General features: G+C 39.1%; 12 protein-coding genes. 6 read left to right on the top strand and 6 right to left on the bottom strand.

The features are described 5' to 3' along the window. The first annotated feature begins 316 nt into the window (after positions 1-316). On the top strand, positions 317-1441 hold the full coding sequence (locus tag K8P02_RS03420) for an ABC transporter substrate-binding protein (protein WP_007484670.1): 1125 nt from the start codon (positions 317-319) through the stop codon (positions 1439-1441). Then, positions 1441-2436: a FecCD family ABC transporter permease gene (locus tag K8P02_RS03415; protein ID WP_002561978.1), complete on the top strand. Its 996-nt coding sequence runs from the start codon at positions 1441-1443 to the stop codon at positions 2434-2436. Before K8P02_RS03420 ends, K8P02_RS03415 begins: the two co-directional genes overlap by 1 nt. 304 nt (positions 2437-2740) lie before the next feature. Here the strand turns inward: K8P02_RS03415 and K8P02_RS03410 are convergent, their stop codons facing one another. Beyond that, positions 2741-3532 (bottom strand): META domain-containing protein, encoded by a 792-nt coding sequence (locus tag K8P02_RS03410; protein ID WP_025867723.1) that lies wholly within the window; start codon positions 3530-3532, stop codon positions 2741-2743. A gap of 124 nt (positions 3533-3656) precedes the next feature. On the opposite strand from K8P02_RS03410, the gene K8P02_RS03405 reads away from it, so the two are divergent. The 4 genes from K8P02_RS03405 (at position 3657) to recA (ending at position 7790) form a co-directional block, all read left to right on the top strand. Beyond that, on the top strand, positions 3657-4940 hold the full coding sequence (locus tag K8P02_RS03405) for a hypothetical protein (RefSeq protein ID WP_025867722.1): 1284 nt from the start codon (positions 3657-3659) through the stop codon (positions 4938-4940). Positions 4941-5037: 97 nt separating this feature from the next. Beyond that, complete coding sequence (locus K8P02_RS03400; RefSeq protein WP_025867721.1) at positions 5038-6231, top strand: saccharopine dehydrogenase family protein; 1194 nt, start codon at positions 5038-5040, stop codon at positions 6229-6231. 6 nt (positions 6232-6237) lie between these two features. Further along, complete coding sequence (gene bcp / locus K8P02_RS03395; protein WP_007484663.1) at positions 6238-6702, top strand: thioredoxin-dependent thiol peroxidase; 465 nt, start codon at positions 6238-6240, stop codon at positions 6700-6702. A 50-nt stretch (positions 6703-6752) separates the two neighbouring features. Next, on the top strand, positions 6753-7790 hold the full coding sequence (gene recA, locus K8P02_RS03390) for a recombinase RecA (protein ID WP_002561983.1): 1038 nt from the start codon (positions 6753-6755) through the stop codon (positions 7788-7790). Positions 7791-7891: 101 nt separating this feature from the next. On the opposite strand, the gene K8P02_RS03385 is transcribed toward recA, so the two are convergent. From K8P02_RS03385 to K8P02_RS03365, 5 genes are all read right to left on the bottom strand, one after another. Continuing rightward, entirely contained in the window at positions 7892-8884 is a 993-nt protein-coding gene (locus K8P02_RS03385) for a YeiH family protein (RefSeq protein WP_002561984.1), read from the bottom strand. 194 nt (positions 8885-9078) lie between these two features. Beyond that, positions 9079-10239: an alpha/beta hydrolase family protein gene (locus K8P02_RS03380; RefSeq protein ID WP_223382008.1), complete on the bottom strand. Its 1161-nt coding sequence runs from the start codon at positions 10237-10239 to the stop codon at positions 9079-9081. Positions 10240-10302: 63 nt separating this feature from the next. Next, positions 10303-13092: a glycosyl hydrolase gene (locus K8P02_RS03375; RefSeq protein WP_223382006.1), complete on the bottom strand. Its 2790-nt coding sequence runs from the start codon at positions 13090-13092 to the stop codon at positions 10303-10305. Positions 13093-13187: 95 nt separating this feature from the next. Then, positions 13188-14519, bottom strand: coding sequence for a DUF5013 domain-containing protein (locus K8P02_RS03370; protein WP_025867719.1), 1332 nt, complete (start codon positions 14517-14519; stop codon positions 13188-13190). 29 nt (positions 14520-14548) lie between these two features. Beyond that, positions 14549-16288, bottom strand: a complete 1740-nt coding sequence (locus tag K8P02_RS03365) for a RagB/SusD family nutrient uptake outer membrane protein (protein ID WP_025867718.1) — start codon at positions 16286-16288, stop codon at positions 14549-14551. Between the last annotated feature and the right edge of the window lie 10 nt (positions 16289-16298).

The raw sequence follows: 16298 nt of genomic DNA, 5'->3' as shown, positions 1-16298 counted from the left end.
CAAACGGACGACAACTAAAAAACAAACCGTGTGCCAAAAGGAAATTACATTAGTTAGTGACATATTTTCTGCCAAAACGACAGTTTTTAACGATAGAAGCTGCCGCAGCAGGCACAGGGCTGCAAGCATGATTGCTTCATACAACAAATGTAACCGGCTCTGGTTCGATGGAAAAAATAAATTCTTATCTTTGTAGTTGGAAGTTAGAAGTTGGTAGTTAGTAGTTAGAATCCTTTCGGCATATCAATACTATTACGCCGCAAGGATTCTAACTACTAACTACCAACTACTAATTTCTAATTTATACAACCCTGATATGACAAACCGTATTTTATACATCTGCCTTTTTGTTTTGTTGACAGCCTGTGGCGGAAAAACAAAAAAGGAAACAGTGCTACAGGAGGGTACTCCCGTTTCTCTGTCACAAGCCCAAGGTTTCGGTATAGCACACACCGACACTTATACTATTGTTACTGTATATAACCCCTGGAAACCAGGAGAAATATATGATAAATATTATCTCGTTAAAGATGAGACAATTGCAGTGCCCGAAGACGGACATAAGATTACTATTCCGTTAAAGAGCCTGATGACAAATTCAGCTACCCACCTCGGCTTCCTCGAACTGTTAGGAGAACTTGACAAAGTGACGGGAGTATGCAATTCTGATTATATTTATAATCCGGCTATTCTAAAGGGAGTAGAAAAAGGACAAATTAAAGATTTGGGAGATGCTTTCAATCTCGATATAGAGAACCTGCTCCTACTCCATCCACAAGCTGTCATGACTACTGCTTATAATACCGAAGATGAAAATAGCAAACGAATGCGGCAAACAGGACTTAATATTATATATAATATAGAGTGGCAAGAACCAACTTTGCTGGGACGTGCCGAATGGATTAAATTTATCGGAGCCTTTTTTGATAAAGAAGCACTGGCTGACAGTATATATACGGGAATAGAACAACGCTATAACGATTCAAAAATGAAAGCACTGGTACTCTCATATGCTCCATCTATCTTCTCCGGACAGGATTATCGCGGTACCTGGTCATTACCAGGTGGTAAAAGTTATACAGCCCAATTGTTTCGTGATGCCGGAGCCTCGTACAAATACTCACAAGATTCAACCAGCACCAGCATCCCCAGCAATATAGAAGAGGTATTAGTGAACTTCAACCAAGCGGATATATGGATAGGTGTACAGACTTCTTCACTTGAAGAATTAGGAAAAACAGATAGCAAATACAAACTTTTCAAAGCCTACAAAGAAGGCAACGTGTACAACACAAACAAACGAATAAATGCTACCGGGGGAAATGACTACTGGGAAAGCGGAGTTGCACGTCCTGATTTACTACTGAATGACATGATTAAAATCTGCCATCCCAGCCTCTTATCTGAATACGAACTAACCTATTACGAACGACTGAAATAATGAAAAATTATCCTCTGTTTTTTTTGTTAGGCGGATTGCTGATTTGTGCTTTTTTGGCCGATATCGCTATTGGCAGTGTCAACCTGTCATTATCTGATGTGTGGGCAACCTTAACAGGAAACAGCGATAATCTTATTTATCATGAAATCATATTAAATCACCGGCTACCTAAAGCTATTACTGCCATACTGGCGGGAGGAGCCCTCTCCGTAGCCGGCGTACTGATGCAAACACTGTTTCATAATCCATTGGCAGGCCCCGACGTATTGGGAGTTACTTCCGGTGCCAGCCTGGGAGTTGCCTTACTTACATTAGGAACTTCTACCCTTCCCCTTTGGCTCATTACCGGATGGGGACAGGTTATGGCTGCTATTATTGGAGCAGTATGTGTACTATTGTTGGTTATAATCGTGTCCATTCGCATACCGCAGACTGTCTCTTTGTTAATAATAGGCATGATGTTCGGTTATTTTGCCGGAGCAATAGTAAGTATTCTGCAAAGCATGAGCAATCCGGACACACTGAAACTATTCATTACCTGGACATTCGGTAGCCTGTCTTCTGTCGGTTGGGGACAAATGGCAGTAATGGCTCCCATCATTATCAGTGGAATCTTTCTGGCGCTACTTTTGCAAAAACAGTTGAATGTATTGCTCTTAGGTAGAAACTACGCCAGCGGACTGGGTATTTCTGTCACCCAACTACGTTTATGGATTATTCTCGCTACAGCACTATTAGCAGGCACTTCAACGGCTTTCACCGGACCAATTGCTTTTATTGGGATTACAATGCCTCATATTGCCCGCGGATTGTTCCAGACTCCTAATCACCGGATTATTCTTCCGGCTTCTATGCTGTGCGGAGCCATCATCCTATTAATATGTGACCTTATTTCACAAATGCCTGGTTTTCAAGGTACACTCCCCGTCAATGCCGTGACAGCCCTCTTTGGTGCTCCAGTCATTATCTGGATCATACTAAAAAATAAAGGATAAAGCAATACTTCAGTAAGACCTTCATAGCGTATGATAGGACTCAACCTGTACAAGGTTGGTAAGGAACGATGTACGACATGCACATGTCGTACTGTACCAGATGCACATGTCGTACTGCACGAGATGCACATGTCGCGCTGTACGAGATGCACATGTCGTACAGCGCTTCTCACCGAAGAAAAGAGTACTTCTCTAAGGCAAAAGCCATCTACCTTCCTTATATTCAGACATAAACACATAGCCCCGGATGTACAACATTTGTTCATCCGAGGCTACACTATACTTATTTAATATATACTTTTCTCTATTTCTTGGTAAGCACTAATACTAAAGTATTATTCGCATCATACAAGCCAATGCCACCACCAGCAAGTTTACCAAACGATTTCACTTCATTCAGGGCACTCATAATTTTGCCTTCAGTTTCCATATCAGGACATGCCATCATAGTAGATGCTACAGCAGGGAAAGAAATTGAAAGAGCATTCCCCTCCTCCGTTTTGAAACCACCATTGATCAGGTTGCATCCGGCATTGCCATGAATTCTCTGTTCTTTCACATCAAAAGCAATGAAAGGCTGTTTCTCCATACCTGTAGGAACTGCTTCTCCATTCACTTCCGTAATGTTCCATTCACCCTTCAAATCAGTCACTTTCACATCGGCAGCTTTCTTTTGAAGTATAACAACAGGACGATCGGAAGCATTACAGAGAGCCATTGTTGCTTTCCCCATTTTTTTATATCCCTTCACCTGTCCCAAAGTACTCAATACATTCTGTTCAAGGGTCATGTCCGGACAAGCCATACGAGTACTGCCCGATGCTCCCAGATCAATTGTACCTGCTTTCGCATTCACATCAATTGATCCAATTAAACGATTACATCCGGTGTAACCATATACTTTTCCGGTGGTAGTATCAAAGCCTATAAAAGGGATCTGCTGACCTTGACCCGGTACAACAGCTGTACCATTTATCTCAATAATGTTCCATTCACCATTCATAGAAGATAAAGAAGTCGCCTCTTTGGAAGAGCGGCAAGATGACATTGCAAGTGCTGCACCTGCAATGAAAATAGAAACTAATACTTTTTTCATTATTCAATAACGTTTAAGTTAAATATGGGCGCAAATATATCAAAAATAACATAAAGTTCATACATTTGTCTAATTTAATATTAACAGAACAGACAATTCAATGGTTCATGAAATACAAATGAAGATGAAAAGAATTACATTTATTCTCCTCTGCCTTATTCTGAGAATTGTAACCATTACAGCTCAGAATGATTATCTTGTGACGACGCCTCAGCAAAAAAGTAATAGCATGAGCGAAGAAGAACAATTCATTGAAAACAACTTTCCGTTGCAACTCCTATGTAAATGGACACCCGGATTAAAATTCATGTTTATTCCTGATGGCAATGAGCTTTTTATTCCAATCTTCAACTCTTACGAAACAGAAAAAGAAGTGGACAGCAATAAGCTTAGACACAAAATTTTCGAGTTTCAGGGTACAGAAGAGAAAGAAAAGGAGACCTACGTGGGTATCAATTACTCTACCCGCTTCATCTTTAACTGCGAAGGAAAGAAGTATTATTCCGAATTCAAAAACCTACGGCTTAATGATATTTGTGAGCAAAACCCACGTGCCAACATTAGCGGCCTGGTATATTTACCCGATGTAGACAAGGCACGAGAATTACTTATCGGTAAAGTTGTTTACACTCACATCACCAGTGCACGGATAGACGACAGTAATAGCTATTCAGGTTATAAGACAGTACAAATTGCCGAAAATGAAAAAGTTACAATCACAAATATAGGAGTAGGCAGTAAAGCCTATCCGGTAAAAATTGTTTTTGAAGACACAAAAGGTAATTCATATTATGTTGAGGTAGCTTTATCCAGGACAAATTCCGGCATGGATAAGGCAGATTTTCAGGCAGATAAGAAAACTAAATATTTTCCAAACACATTCTCATTCAATAATCAAAATGCATTAACACTTGAAAACTTAAAAAGCAAATACGTCGGTATGTCCGTCTATCCCAAACAAACAATGAGTACAAAATGCAACATGAAAGTAGAAGGAAATACCACAGCATTAGAAGTACGCCTGCTACGTTACACTCCGTTGCAGATAAAGGATATTTCCGTAGAACTTCCAAAAACAGTGGCTATGCTAACTCTGGAAGATGCAAACGGAAGTATTTATGAGACTGAAGTAGATCTGAAATATGATATAATTACCAAAAACGAGAATTACATAGAAGATATCTTCGCGTTTGGAAATATCCGGAAACAGTACCCTTACATCACAGAAGAGAATTGGAAACTAATTGCCCAAGGTAAAATAAAGGAGGGTATGACTACAGATGAATGTCGTCTGGCATTGGGCAATCCTATCCAAATAGAATTTAAACAGGACACACGTTTTGAAAGCTGGTTGTACGCCCGTAAAATTCTTGAATTTGAAAGTGGCACGTTGCTTCGTTATAAATAAATAAGGAAAGAGGGAATGATTTTATAAAAATAATACCGTATATTTGTTCCTTAAACAAGTCTTAAATTCTTAATTTTTAATTCTCATATTAAAGAAAATGGGTAGAGTTCTTATTATCGGTGCGGGCGGTGTAGGTACCGTCGTTGCGCACAAAGTGGCACAAAATGCCGATGTATTTACTGACATTATGATTGCCAGCCGCACTAAATCCAAATGTGATGACATCGTGAAAGCCATTGGTAACCCTAATATAAAAACAGCCAAAGTAGATGCTGATAACGTAGACGAGCTGGTAGCTTTATTCAATGACTTCAAACCGGAAATGGTTATCAATGTTGCCCTCCCCTATCAAGACCTGACCATTATGGAAGCTTGTCTGAAAGCTGGAGTGAACTATCTGGATACTGCGAACTATGAGCCCAAAGATGAAGCTCATTTTGAATATAGCTGGCAATGGGCTTACCACGATCGTTTCAAAGAAGCCGGGTTGACAGCTATCTTGGGTTGTGGTTTTGATCCGGGTGTAAGTGGAATCTATACGGCATATGCAGCTAAACATTATTTCGACGAAATTCAGTATCTGGACATCGTAGACTGTAATGCAGGTAATCATCATAAAGCGTTTGCCACTAATTTCAATCCGGAAATTAATATCCGTGAAATCACCCAAAACGGACGTTATTATCAAGATGGTAAATGGGTAACTACCGGGCCACTTGAGATTCACAAAGATATTACCTATCCCAATATCGGTCCGCGCGATTCATATCTGCTCTATCATGAAGAGTTGGAGTCATTGGTAAAACATTTCCCTACGATCAAGCGTGCACGCTTCTGGATGACTTTCGGTCAGGAATATCTGACTCACCTGCGCGTAATTCAAAATATTGGTATGGCCCGTATTGATCCAATCAATTACAATGGCGTAGAAATCATCCCGTTACAATTCCTCAAATCCGTATTACCTAATCCACAGGAACTGGGCGAAAACTACGAGGGCGAAACTTCTATTGGTTGTCGTATCCGGGGATTGAAGGATGGCAAAGAACGCACATACTATGTATACAACAATTGTAGCCATCAGGAAGCTTACAAGGAAACTGGTATGCAGGGAGTCAGTTACACTACCGGTGTACCGGCAATGATCGGCGCCATGATGTTCTTCAAAGGAGAGTGGAAACGTCCGGGTGTGAATAATGTAGAAGAGTTTGATCCGGATCCGTTCATGGATCAACTGAATAAACAGGGATTGCCCTGGCATGAAGTATTTGATGGTGATTTAGAGTTATAAAATAGTATGGGATTAAACATTGGAGATAAAGCTCCCGAAATATTAGGAGTAAACGAAAAAGGAGAGGAAATCCGTCTCAGCAATTATAGAGGAAAGAAAATCGTAATCTACTTTTATCCAAAAGATAATACTTCCGGATGTACAGCGCAGGCTTGTAGCTTGCGTGACAATTATTCAGAACTGCGTAAAGCCGGTTACGAAGTGATCGGTGTAAGTGTAGATGATGAGAAATCACACCAGAAGTTTATAGCTAAAAACGAATTACCCTTCACTCTCATAGCCGATACAGACAAAAGATTGGTAGAAGAATTCGGTGTATGGGGAGAAAAAAAACTGTATGGGCGTGCATACATGGGAACCTTCCGTACTACTTTCCTTATTAACGAAGAAGGAATTATAGAACGGATCATTGGACCTAAAGAGGTGAAAACCAAAGAACACGCCGCTCAAATTTTAGTAAATAAAGACTAATCAGTCAGTATACTGACTACTAAATTCTAACTACTAACTACTAAAATAGTATGGCAAAGAAAGACGAACTTAATTTTGAAACAGGAAATAATATGGCATCAAGCGAAAAACTAAAAGCCTTACAGGCTGCCATGGACAAGATAGAAAAGAGCTTCGGCAAAGGTTCTATCATGAAAATGGGTGACGAAGTTGTAGAAGAAATGGAGGTTATCCCTACCGGATCAATCGCATTAAACGCAGCTCTTGGCGTAGGTGGTTATCCACGTGGTAGAATAATTGAAATCTATGGTCCGGAATCTTCCGGTAAAACAACTCTGGCCATCCACGCCATTGCTGAGGCACAAAAGGCAGGAGGTATTGCAGCATTTATTGATGCTGAACATGCATTCGACCGCTTCTACGCAGAAAAGTTGGGAGTAGATGTAGACAATCTCTTTATCTCTCAACCGGATAACGGAGAACAGGCATTGGAAATTGCAGAGCAGCTAATCCGTTCTTCTGCCATTGACATTATTGTTGTAGACTCTGTGGCAGCGTTAACCCCGAAAGCCGAAATTGAAGGCGATATGGGGGATAACAAAGTTGGCTTACAGGCACGCTTGATGTCTCAAGCACTACGTAAACTAACTTCTGCAGTAAGCAAAACCCGCACTACTTGTATTTTCATCAATCAGTTGCGTGAGAAAATCGGTGTAATGTTTGGTAACCCGGAAACAACTACCGGTGGTAACGCATTAAAATTCTATGCCTCTGTACGTTTGGACATCCGTGGTTCTCAACAAATAAAAGATGGCGAAGAAGTTATCGGTAAACAGACTAAGGTGAAAGTAGTGAAGAATAAAGTGGCACCTCCTTTCCGTAAAGCAGAGTTCGATATCATGTTCGGCGAAGGTATTTCCCGTTCCGGTGAAGTGATCGATCTGGGAGCTGATATGGGAATCATTAAGAAAAGTGGTTCATGGTATAGTTACAATGATACTAAACTGGGACAAGGACGTGACGCTGCTAAACAGTGTATCGCCGACAATCCGGAATTGGCAGAAGAACTTGAAGCATTAATATTTGAAAAGCTGAAAGAACATAAGTAAAATTAAAGATTGAAAATTAAAGGCTGCGCAATTGGATTAGTAATCCCTGCACAGCCTTTTGTTTTTATCCTTTTTTATCAATCAATAGCTGATCAACCTTCTTAAAACCAATAAATATATGCCAGTGTACTACAGCTAATAACAACCCACAGCAATATACCTTGAATCAATGGCTTTAACCCTACCGACCTTACTACATCCATAGAAAGAGAAGCACCTATGAAAAACATGGTTATAGTCAAAGTTTTACGAGCCAAGCCATTAATAGCAGACCCTAACTCCGGAACACTACCTAAGAGATAAGTATTTACTATCATAGCCAGTACAAAGAAGAAAATAAACCAGGGAATACTTATTTTTTGTCCCTTGCTTTTGAATATAAACGAAGTTGCAAATGCCATCGGAATAATCCAAAGAGCACGAGTCAATTTTATAGTAGTAGCTACCTTCAAAGCTTCTTCACCGTACGCTGCTCCTGCTCCAACAACAGAACTCGTATCATGAATAGCAATGGCAGCCCATGTTCCGAATTCATGTTGGCTCATACCCAAAGCGTGACCAATAACCGGAAAGATAAACAATGCAATTGCGTTTAGAATGAAAATGGTAGCTAATGCCACAGACATTTCACTATCATTTGCTTTCACCACCGGTCCAACAGCAGCAATAGCACTCCCTCCACAAATAGCAGTACCGGAACTGATCAAATAGGAGGTATTACGATCCAGCTTCAATACCTTGCGGCCAATAAACCACCCGATCAGTAAGGTACCAATAACAGAAATAATTGTGAACTCCATACCTTCTTTACCGGAAGCTAAAGCAGAATCAAGATTCATACCAAACCCCAAACCGACTACTGAATATTGCAATAAATATTTTGAGGTTTTCTTATTAAACTTTGGATGTGCCTGCCCACAGATCAATGCAAATGCTAATCCTAAAAAGAGAGCTAAAGGAGGGGTTACCCATGCGGAAAGGGCATGCATTCCTGGAATGTAGTCTAACAACAAGAAAAAAGTTAAAATAGAAAGTAAAGACACATAAACAGTTTTATTATTTGCCTTTAATGTTCTTGTAATCGCTAAAGCCATATCTTTATTATTTAATTATTTTTTCGGCTGCAAAGATATGCTTAGTTTATGGGCTATGCCAATCGTTTCTATTTATGTGCTATAACTTTTTATTATCACCTCCAAATAGAAATTACTTATAGTATAAATTTTCTACTACTATTTTAAGATTGATTTATACTATAAGTAATTCAACTATCTTTTATAAACATTTGTTATTTCAATAAATGTTTATTTATAAAATTCCATGCACCTTCTTTGTAATAGCGATGCCCTCCATTGCCAATGTAAAGTTCGCAATTATCCGGAACACCGGCAGCCGTATATATTTTCTTCAGATTTATAAAAGCTTTCTGAGTTTCCTTGAGAGGAAACATTGTATCGTCTTTTCCATTCAAAGTACAAAAAAAGCGAGGGGCTATCAACCCTGCGATATCAGACATTTCACCATACTCCAATATTCCCGGAACATAATTACAGTCACAATGATACATTGTTCCAATACTCCCTGTAAAAGTACAAAAATAGGAAGATGGAATCGACATCGAAATACGAGTATCGCATGCTCCGGCAAAAAGAGTCGTCGTCCCACCTCCCGAATTACCAGAAACAATAATATTAGACTTATCAACGGGCAGCTCTGCCAATGCCCAATCTATCAACTTAGAAATATCCCACACTCTATCACCTATAGGAGTTCGCCCAACCAATAAGTCTTGCATTAATAGCGTACGACAAGAATATGGTACATCCTTTGCCTTATCTTCCGAAGTACGTGTCTTTCCGAATCCTCTTGAAGTAGGAGCTATGGCAATAAAACCGTTCTGCACTGCTTGTACAGCAACATTTCTTTCGCCAATCTCGCCCTCAATACGCTCCTGCTCAGAGAGATATATTCCGGCGTAGGTTTCCGTATTTTTCCCATGTCCGTGCGGTGTTATCATTAAAGGCAGGTTTCCTTCTTTATTTTTAGGTAATAAAAGCACAAACGGCAGGGGAACAGTCGGTTCAGTCCATATTTCCCATCTCTCTCTAATAGCATATCCGATATCTTCAGAATTGATTTTCCTGGCTTTAATTTTAAATGAAGCCAACTGCTTTTCTAACTGACTGATCCCTAATCTTTCTTTTAATTTATCTCTAAATTCTGTCTGCCAAACATCGACTTCCTCAGATGTCGTACCTTTAAATGCATACTTCATTTCAGTACTGTTATAGAGGTCTTCATAATAAGCAGATGCGGAAAAACTGTCTTTATAAGCAAGGTCTCGCTCTCTCAAAATATCATCTTTTTGAGTTGTTTTTTGGTAATTTGTACATTGGGGAACAATTAATGTACTTGACAACAATGCAGACCAGTAAATTATTGACTTCATAAGCATATAACATTTTTTATCTTAATGTGAACTATACGAATGATTATAACTTTATACTTGCCACTATTTGATACAAGAAAGCGGCCTTAATATAACTTTACCCGAGATTCCTGATGGTCGGGGTTTCCAGTTTCCTGCGTCAAATTTCCCATCCTTTCCAATGTTCATTCGTCCTTTTGAATCGATGTTCGCATTATAAAAAATCTTCCATTCCAATCCTCTTTTATCCATATAAGAAATACGATTTGCCATAAGGTTGGATACTTTAATTTTCAGTTCATCATTTCCTTTCAATACAGAAGCTGGTATCTCTATTGTATATGGAGCATTAAAAAGAGTTCCCAGATATTTATTATTCACGTATATCGCAGCACTCTCATACAGATGCTCTATATGAAGTAACCAAGCATCTGCTTTTCCCGGTAATGCTGGTATAGGAGTTGTATATTCAGCTGTCCCAGAAAAAGCTGCGTAGTCTTCTCCATATTCTGTCCATGACTCCAATTCTGTAACATTTCTCGCTTCCGGTAATACAGGACCACCTTTCACAAAAGAAATCGTCCAATTATTATTCAAAATAACCTCTTCGCCTATCGGTGTATAATAAGGATACAAATCACCCGTATACTTTTGACTGAATGTTTCGACTATCATCGATTCATTGGGTTTCAAACTAAGCCATAGTTCTGTCTGCCCACTCTTCTCACGCGTCCGCGCATAACCGTCTTTTCCTGTCATTGGATTATATAATGCACACGATTTATAATCCGCATTCAAAGTTATCCAATCTGAAAATTCTTTATCTTTAGGATTCAAAATAAAATAATAGAAATTCCCGTCTTCTTTTAGTCGCCTGACACACTGTAATCCCTGTTTACAAATACTTTCGGAAATAATCCCCGATTCACTCATCAAATCCGAGATGGTCCCTGAGGTTATAAATTTGCCTTTTCCATATTGAGCAATACACACTTTCCCCTTTTCTACAAATCTAAGTCTATCTTTCAAAGAGAACAATTTATTTCTGTCGTGTTCTAAATCAATCAACCCCGGAACATCGGAAGGAAGCGTACCATAAAAAGCAACGGTAGCACCGGCCTTCACCAACTCCATCAATCGTTCAAATGTCTTTAAAGGCATATGTTTTATTTTAGGAACCACAATCATCTTATATGTATTCCCTCCGGCAGAAACACCATCTTTCCCGACTTTCACCTCTTGTAATAGTTGGTCAGACACAGCATCCCATGAATATCCGTTTAGCCAGAGATAACGTCCGCATTCATCCATTGTTACCGTTTTAAAAGAATGGAAGTAATGAAACATTTCTTTTCCGGGAGTAGACCAAAGGTCAGAAATTCCATAATAAAGCAATAAATCGTTAGATGGTTTTCCTGCCTGCAAAAAGCTTTGTGAACAGGCAACATAGTTATTGAGTGCTCCGAAATCATCCCAAAAACTATTGGATGGAGTAAAATGTACCGCTGCATAATACAGCCATCCCGGCCAAGAAGCATTTTGAGGAGAATAAGCCGTACCATGATAAAAAATATGATTTACACCTCCCAATAAAAATTTATCATTGGCAATCTTGACATCAGCCAATTTGGTTTGAAAATGTTCATTTAACAAAGTTGCTGATTCTGCTGACGTTAGCTTCTTTCCCATCAGATGAGCAGCCGAAGAAGCACTTTTTATATCCGTAATCGTACTCCCTTCTGTTTCCGGAATATCGCTGGCCGCATACAAATCCAGAGCATTAGCCGGAGAACCGTGTGCCTGATTCCGAATACCTTTTCCTTGATGTTCAGCCCACAACTGCCATTTTCGGGTGAATCGTTCTAATAACAAATCAGAGATAACCATACGATAATCGTGTAAAACCCTACTATTAGTATCATCATCTGCCAAGCCTAAAAGAGCCGGAAGATATTGTTTTAAATCATATCCACAAACTCGTTTAAACTCTTTCAGAAAATCCGGAGTCCAATTTGCACATCCAACTGCATCATCCACTTCATAAGAGTCATTAAAATAACATCTTAAATAACTCAAATCATATCCGGCAAATGCTTCGTCGAACTTTTTCAAATATTCACTGATTGCATGCTCCGAAAAATGATCGATTACATTCCCTTCACCACCAGGGCTCGCACGTTCCACCATTTTACCATGATTGCCTTGAAACAAAGCACAAATCAACCAATCTCCCTTAGGAGCAGTCCAGTCTAAAAAACCGTTTTTCACCCTATCCGTAAGATCTATAGTTTCTGTAAACCCAACTTGCCCTGCCTGCTTCTTATTAGCTGTGACAGTAATCAACGGCAAACTTTTTTTATACCAAATCTGTGCATAACAATTCTCTTGCAAATTCCGGTTCGCAGTGACAGGTTCTTTCACATCGTCAATATTCACTTTCAAACCGTTTTGAGTATAAACCAGCGGTTGACGGACATATTCTATTCTCTCAGCCAGTCTCTCCCCCTCTTGTAATTCAAACGTTTTTGACAACATACTTTTACAGGCCATATCCTCATCGACCCAAGGCCCACCAAACGGCCATCCGGATGTATTCGCCATATCTACCCCCATGCCAAGGCGTTTAGCCTCAGCAAGGGTGTACACTAATTTATCCATCCATTCTGGAGATAGAAAATCAATAAATTTACTTTCTTCCCCCCTGACTCCATATACAGGAGTAATTTCAACCCCTCCTATTCCTGCTTTCCGATACGATTCCAAGGCAGCTGTAATATCTTTCTCAGTCAAGACATTCCCAAACCACCACCAACGAGTCCATGGTCTCATCTCCTGCGTAATTTCCGGCCATTTTACAGCTCCGGTTTCTTGCATTTTCGAACTATTAGAAAGAGAACAAGAAGTAAAAAATACTACAACAGTATATAATAAAAAATATTTTCTTAACATAATATCCATCATTTACTTAATTATTTAGCTAAAGAAACTGATTTTATTTTGACACGTCCTCCCTCATCATTAGATACAACAAAACCGATTGTCACAGGTCCGCTTGCCAATACTTCAAATTCCATACCCTGTTTTGTTATCTCTATTGTTTCATCCCAATGAAGATAAGCAATAACATTAGGATTACTTTCCACATCGTCAATATCAGGAAGTTCCACTCCCTTAGCTACTACAAAATAACAATTATTTTTTCCAACAAAACTAAACGGAACAAAAGCAGCATAATAAGCCCCTTCCGGTAAATCCGTGGTTTGATAAATTTTAGCATTTTCCAATGCACCCGTCGTTGCTTTATTTGCATAAAAATCCATCACTCCACCATTATCTCCCTGATAACCGCCTACATATATCTTCTTAGACGAATTATAAGTCGACAATACATTTTCAGTACAGGTCCAATCTTTCAGGCAGTCAACACGTCCGGAAACCAATCCTGCTTTCTGGAAAGGATTTCCACCATTTTTAATGTAGATATCTGTAATATCCTCCCAAATATGAACCACTTTTTCTTTTGTAACCAGATTTCCACGCGTACCCTTCGAAGTCAGTTTTACATTATAAATTCCAACCCCGGGAAACACATGCTTCTGAGGCTCTTTCTCGTTAACCGTTGACGACCCGTCATCAAAATCCCATTCATAATCCAGGCAGAAAACAGATTTATTGGAGAAAGAGACCTCAAATGGTTTCTTTTCGTCCATTTCGAAAGTGAAGTCCGGTTGAGGCTCTATAAACCCCGCTGTAATGTCGACAACAATAAGACTCATTTTTTCATTGATCTCTGCGTTCGAATTTAGTATCCTTATGCCTAATACATATCTTTTATCCAGATTATCCAATAAAAAAGGAATATCCACAGTTAAATTCAATTGTCCCAAATCTTCTCCCTTTGCAATATGTATTTCCGTATCCAACCGATATTTATCTGCAGGCAGAATTTCGGGAATAGTACCATCTTCACCCACTAATTCCTCCGAATCGATAAGAGCAGGTATCGTATCATTATCAATACCCAATTCAACACTCACATCATTATTACTCCATACCGATGACCGGTATATACCCAAAGGTATCAAAACCTTATTATTCTCTACATCGATTTTATAACGAAACGGAGCATTTTCTGTTTCTACAATCTGATCAACCTTATAAATAATACTTTCATAAGTCCCCGCTATGTATACTTTATCAACCGGATATTCAGATCCTGCATCATAAATATCTTTATATTCACATGCATGTAACAAGATAACCAGCAACAATGACAATGCTCTATATATCATCTTTTTCATATACTTTATATTTTTATTCGTTAAGAAATTTACCATAATGGATTTTGCGGCCAACCAGCAGCCATTACTTGCTCATTCAAAATGACCGATCCCGGTATAGGATAGAAATACATTTTAGGTGAAAAGACTCTCTTTTCAACATTGATTTTTTTATAAGTAAATGTTTCATTTTCATTCTTACGTATCTCAACACCTGTCAAATCAGCATTAAGCACATCCGTCGCAATCATCCATCTCCGGGCGTCCCATAAACGATGATCCTCAAAAGCTAATTCAATCCGTCTCTCATTTCTTATTCTTTTACGTAACACATCCTGATCCGTATCTCCAATCGGAATCATCTTAACATCAGAACGGCCTCTTGTTTTATTCACATAAGTCAGAATATCCGGATGTCCGGGATTACTCTCATTCAAAGCCTCAGCATAGTTCAAGTAAATCTCGGAAATACGAAAGATCACCCAGGGATGATTACTTGTACCATTCACCATCAAATCGATATTAGAATCTACAAACTTTCTCAAATAATATCCGGTCATTGTCCCGTTCTTAATCCTTTTGTGTGCCCCTCCCTCAAATGTTTCTATAGTTGTATTTTTAAATGAAGAGCCATTGGTATATATCGACAAGGCCAAACGGGGATCACGATTACTATAGGGAGAGAGTGCATGTTCCGGATTATTCCAATCAAACTTACTGCCATCAATCATTTCATAATCATCCACCAAATTCTGTGAAGGAGTAACTCGTCCTTCCCCATTAGGAAATCCGGCCGGAAAATTCAATTTTTCAAACGTATTGGTATTTCCGCTTATACGTCGTACCAATATCAATTCTGGGCTTTGAGTTACTTTTCCCAAATCCGAATAACGTTCCATTAGTCCATAACCGGCTTCGGCAGACAAATCAATTACTGCTTTAGCTGCTGCGGCGGCCTCCGCCCATCTGCCCCTACGGTCTTTCTGTTCTAAGGTCACCAGTTCGGGATGTGAATATCCTTGTGCCCATGAATCCGTATTCCACAAATCACTGGCCGCATATAGCAATAACCGACTTTTTAAAGCCAAAGCAGCCCCTCTTGTCACTCTTCCTAAATTATCATTATTATAAGTTATTGGTAAAGCATCTTCATCACCATTTTCGCCTTCTCCACCCAAAATAGAACATTCATTAACTATAAAATCAACGCATTCTTGCAACGTATTTCGATGAATATTTTTAAAATCTGCATCCAACGGTAAAGCTGTTTTCATAATCGGAATGCCGCCATAACGTTTTACCAATTCAAAATGATAATAAGCTCTTAAAAAACGGGCTTCTTTTTTCCAATTGGCAATATCCTTCAATCGCGTTTTATAAATCTCTTGTGCGTTTTCACTCGGATCAAATTTATATGCGTCCAGATTCACTTCAAACTTTTCCGAAGATTCCAAATAGGTATTTATACGACGTATATAAGAATAATAATGTGCCCACAAATCATCCGGATTAACATACTGATTCCAAGAACCGGAATTAAAGACTTGCGCATTACCCTGCAAGGTATATTCGGCCTCATCACTTAACGAAGCCATCATCGCATTATCAATCAAATAATGTCCGTCACGCATACCTGCATACAGATGAGTAACCTGTTTCTGCAAATTGCCATATTCCACGGCAATCGCCTCTTCATTCATAGTGGTCGAATATTCTCTGTCCAGATCAGAACATGCTCCAAACAAGAACAACATAAAAATAAGATTATATTTATTTATCGTACTTCTCATTTTTTCTCGT

The sequence above is a fragment of the Bacteroides nordii genome (assembly GCF_019930665.1).
Lineage (GTDB): Bacteria > Bacteroidota > Bacteroidia > Bacteroidales > Bacteroidaceae > Bacteroides > Bacteroides nordii.
The sequence above is the reverse complement of the archived record's forward strand: the minus strand, read 5'-3'. Positions and strand labels throughout refer to the sequence as shown.

Coding starts and splice junctions, on each gene's coding strand:
- K8P02_RS03375 (WP_223382006.1), bottom strand. CDS start 13,092: ATGCAAGAAACCGGAGCTGTAAAATGGCCGGAAATTACGCAGGAGATG.
- K8P02_RS03365 (WP_025867718.1), bottom strand. CDS start 16,288: ATGAGAAGTACGATAAATAAATATAATCTTATTTTTATGTTGTTCTTG.
- K8P02_RS03415 (WP_002561978.1), top strand. CDS start 1,441: ATGAAAAATTATCCTCTGTTTTTTTTGTTAGGCGGATTGCTGATTTGT.
- K8P02_RS03410 (WP_025867723.1), bottom strand. CDS start 3,532: ATGAAAAAAGTATTAGTTTCTATTTTCATTGCAGGTGCAGCACTTGCA.
- K8P02_RS03400 (WP_025867721.1), top strand. CDS start 5,038: ATGGGTAGAGTTCTTATTATCGGTGCGGGCGGTGTAGGTACCGTCGTT.
- K8P02_RS03385 (WP_002561984.1), bottom strand. CDS start 8,884: ATGGCTTTAGCGATTACAAGAACATTAAAGGCAAATAATAAAACTGTT.
- K8P02_RS03370 (WP_025867719.1), bottom strand. CDS start 14,519: ATGAAAAAGATGATATATAGAGCATTGTCATTGTTGCTGGTTATCTTG.
- K8P02_RS03405 (WP_025867722.1), top strand. CDS start 3,657: ATGAAAAGAATTACATTTATTCTCCTCTGCCTTATTCTGAGAATTGTA.
- bcp (WP_007484663.1), top strand. CDS start 6,238: ATGGGATTAAACATTGGAGATAAAGCTCCCGAAATATTAGGAGTAAAC.
- K8P02_RS03380 (WP_223382008.1), bottom strand. CDS start 10,239: ATGAAGTCAATAATTTACTGGTCTGCATTGTTGTCAAGTACATTAATT.
- K8P02_RS03420 (WP_007484670.1), top strand. CDS start 317: ATGACAAACCGTATTTTATACATCTGCCTTTTTGTTTTGTTGACAGCC.
- recA (WP_002561983.1), top strand. CDS start 6,753: ATGGCAAAGAAAGACGAACTTAATTTTGAAACAGGAAATAATATGGCA.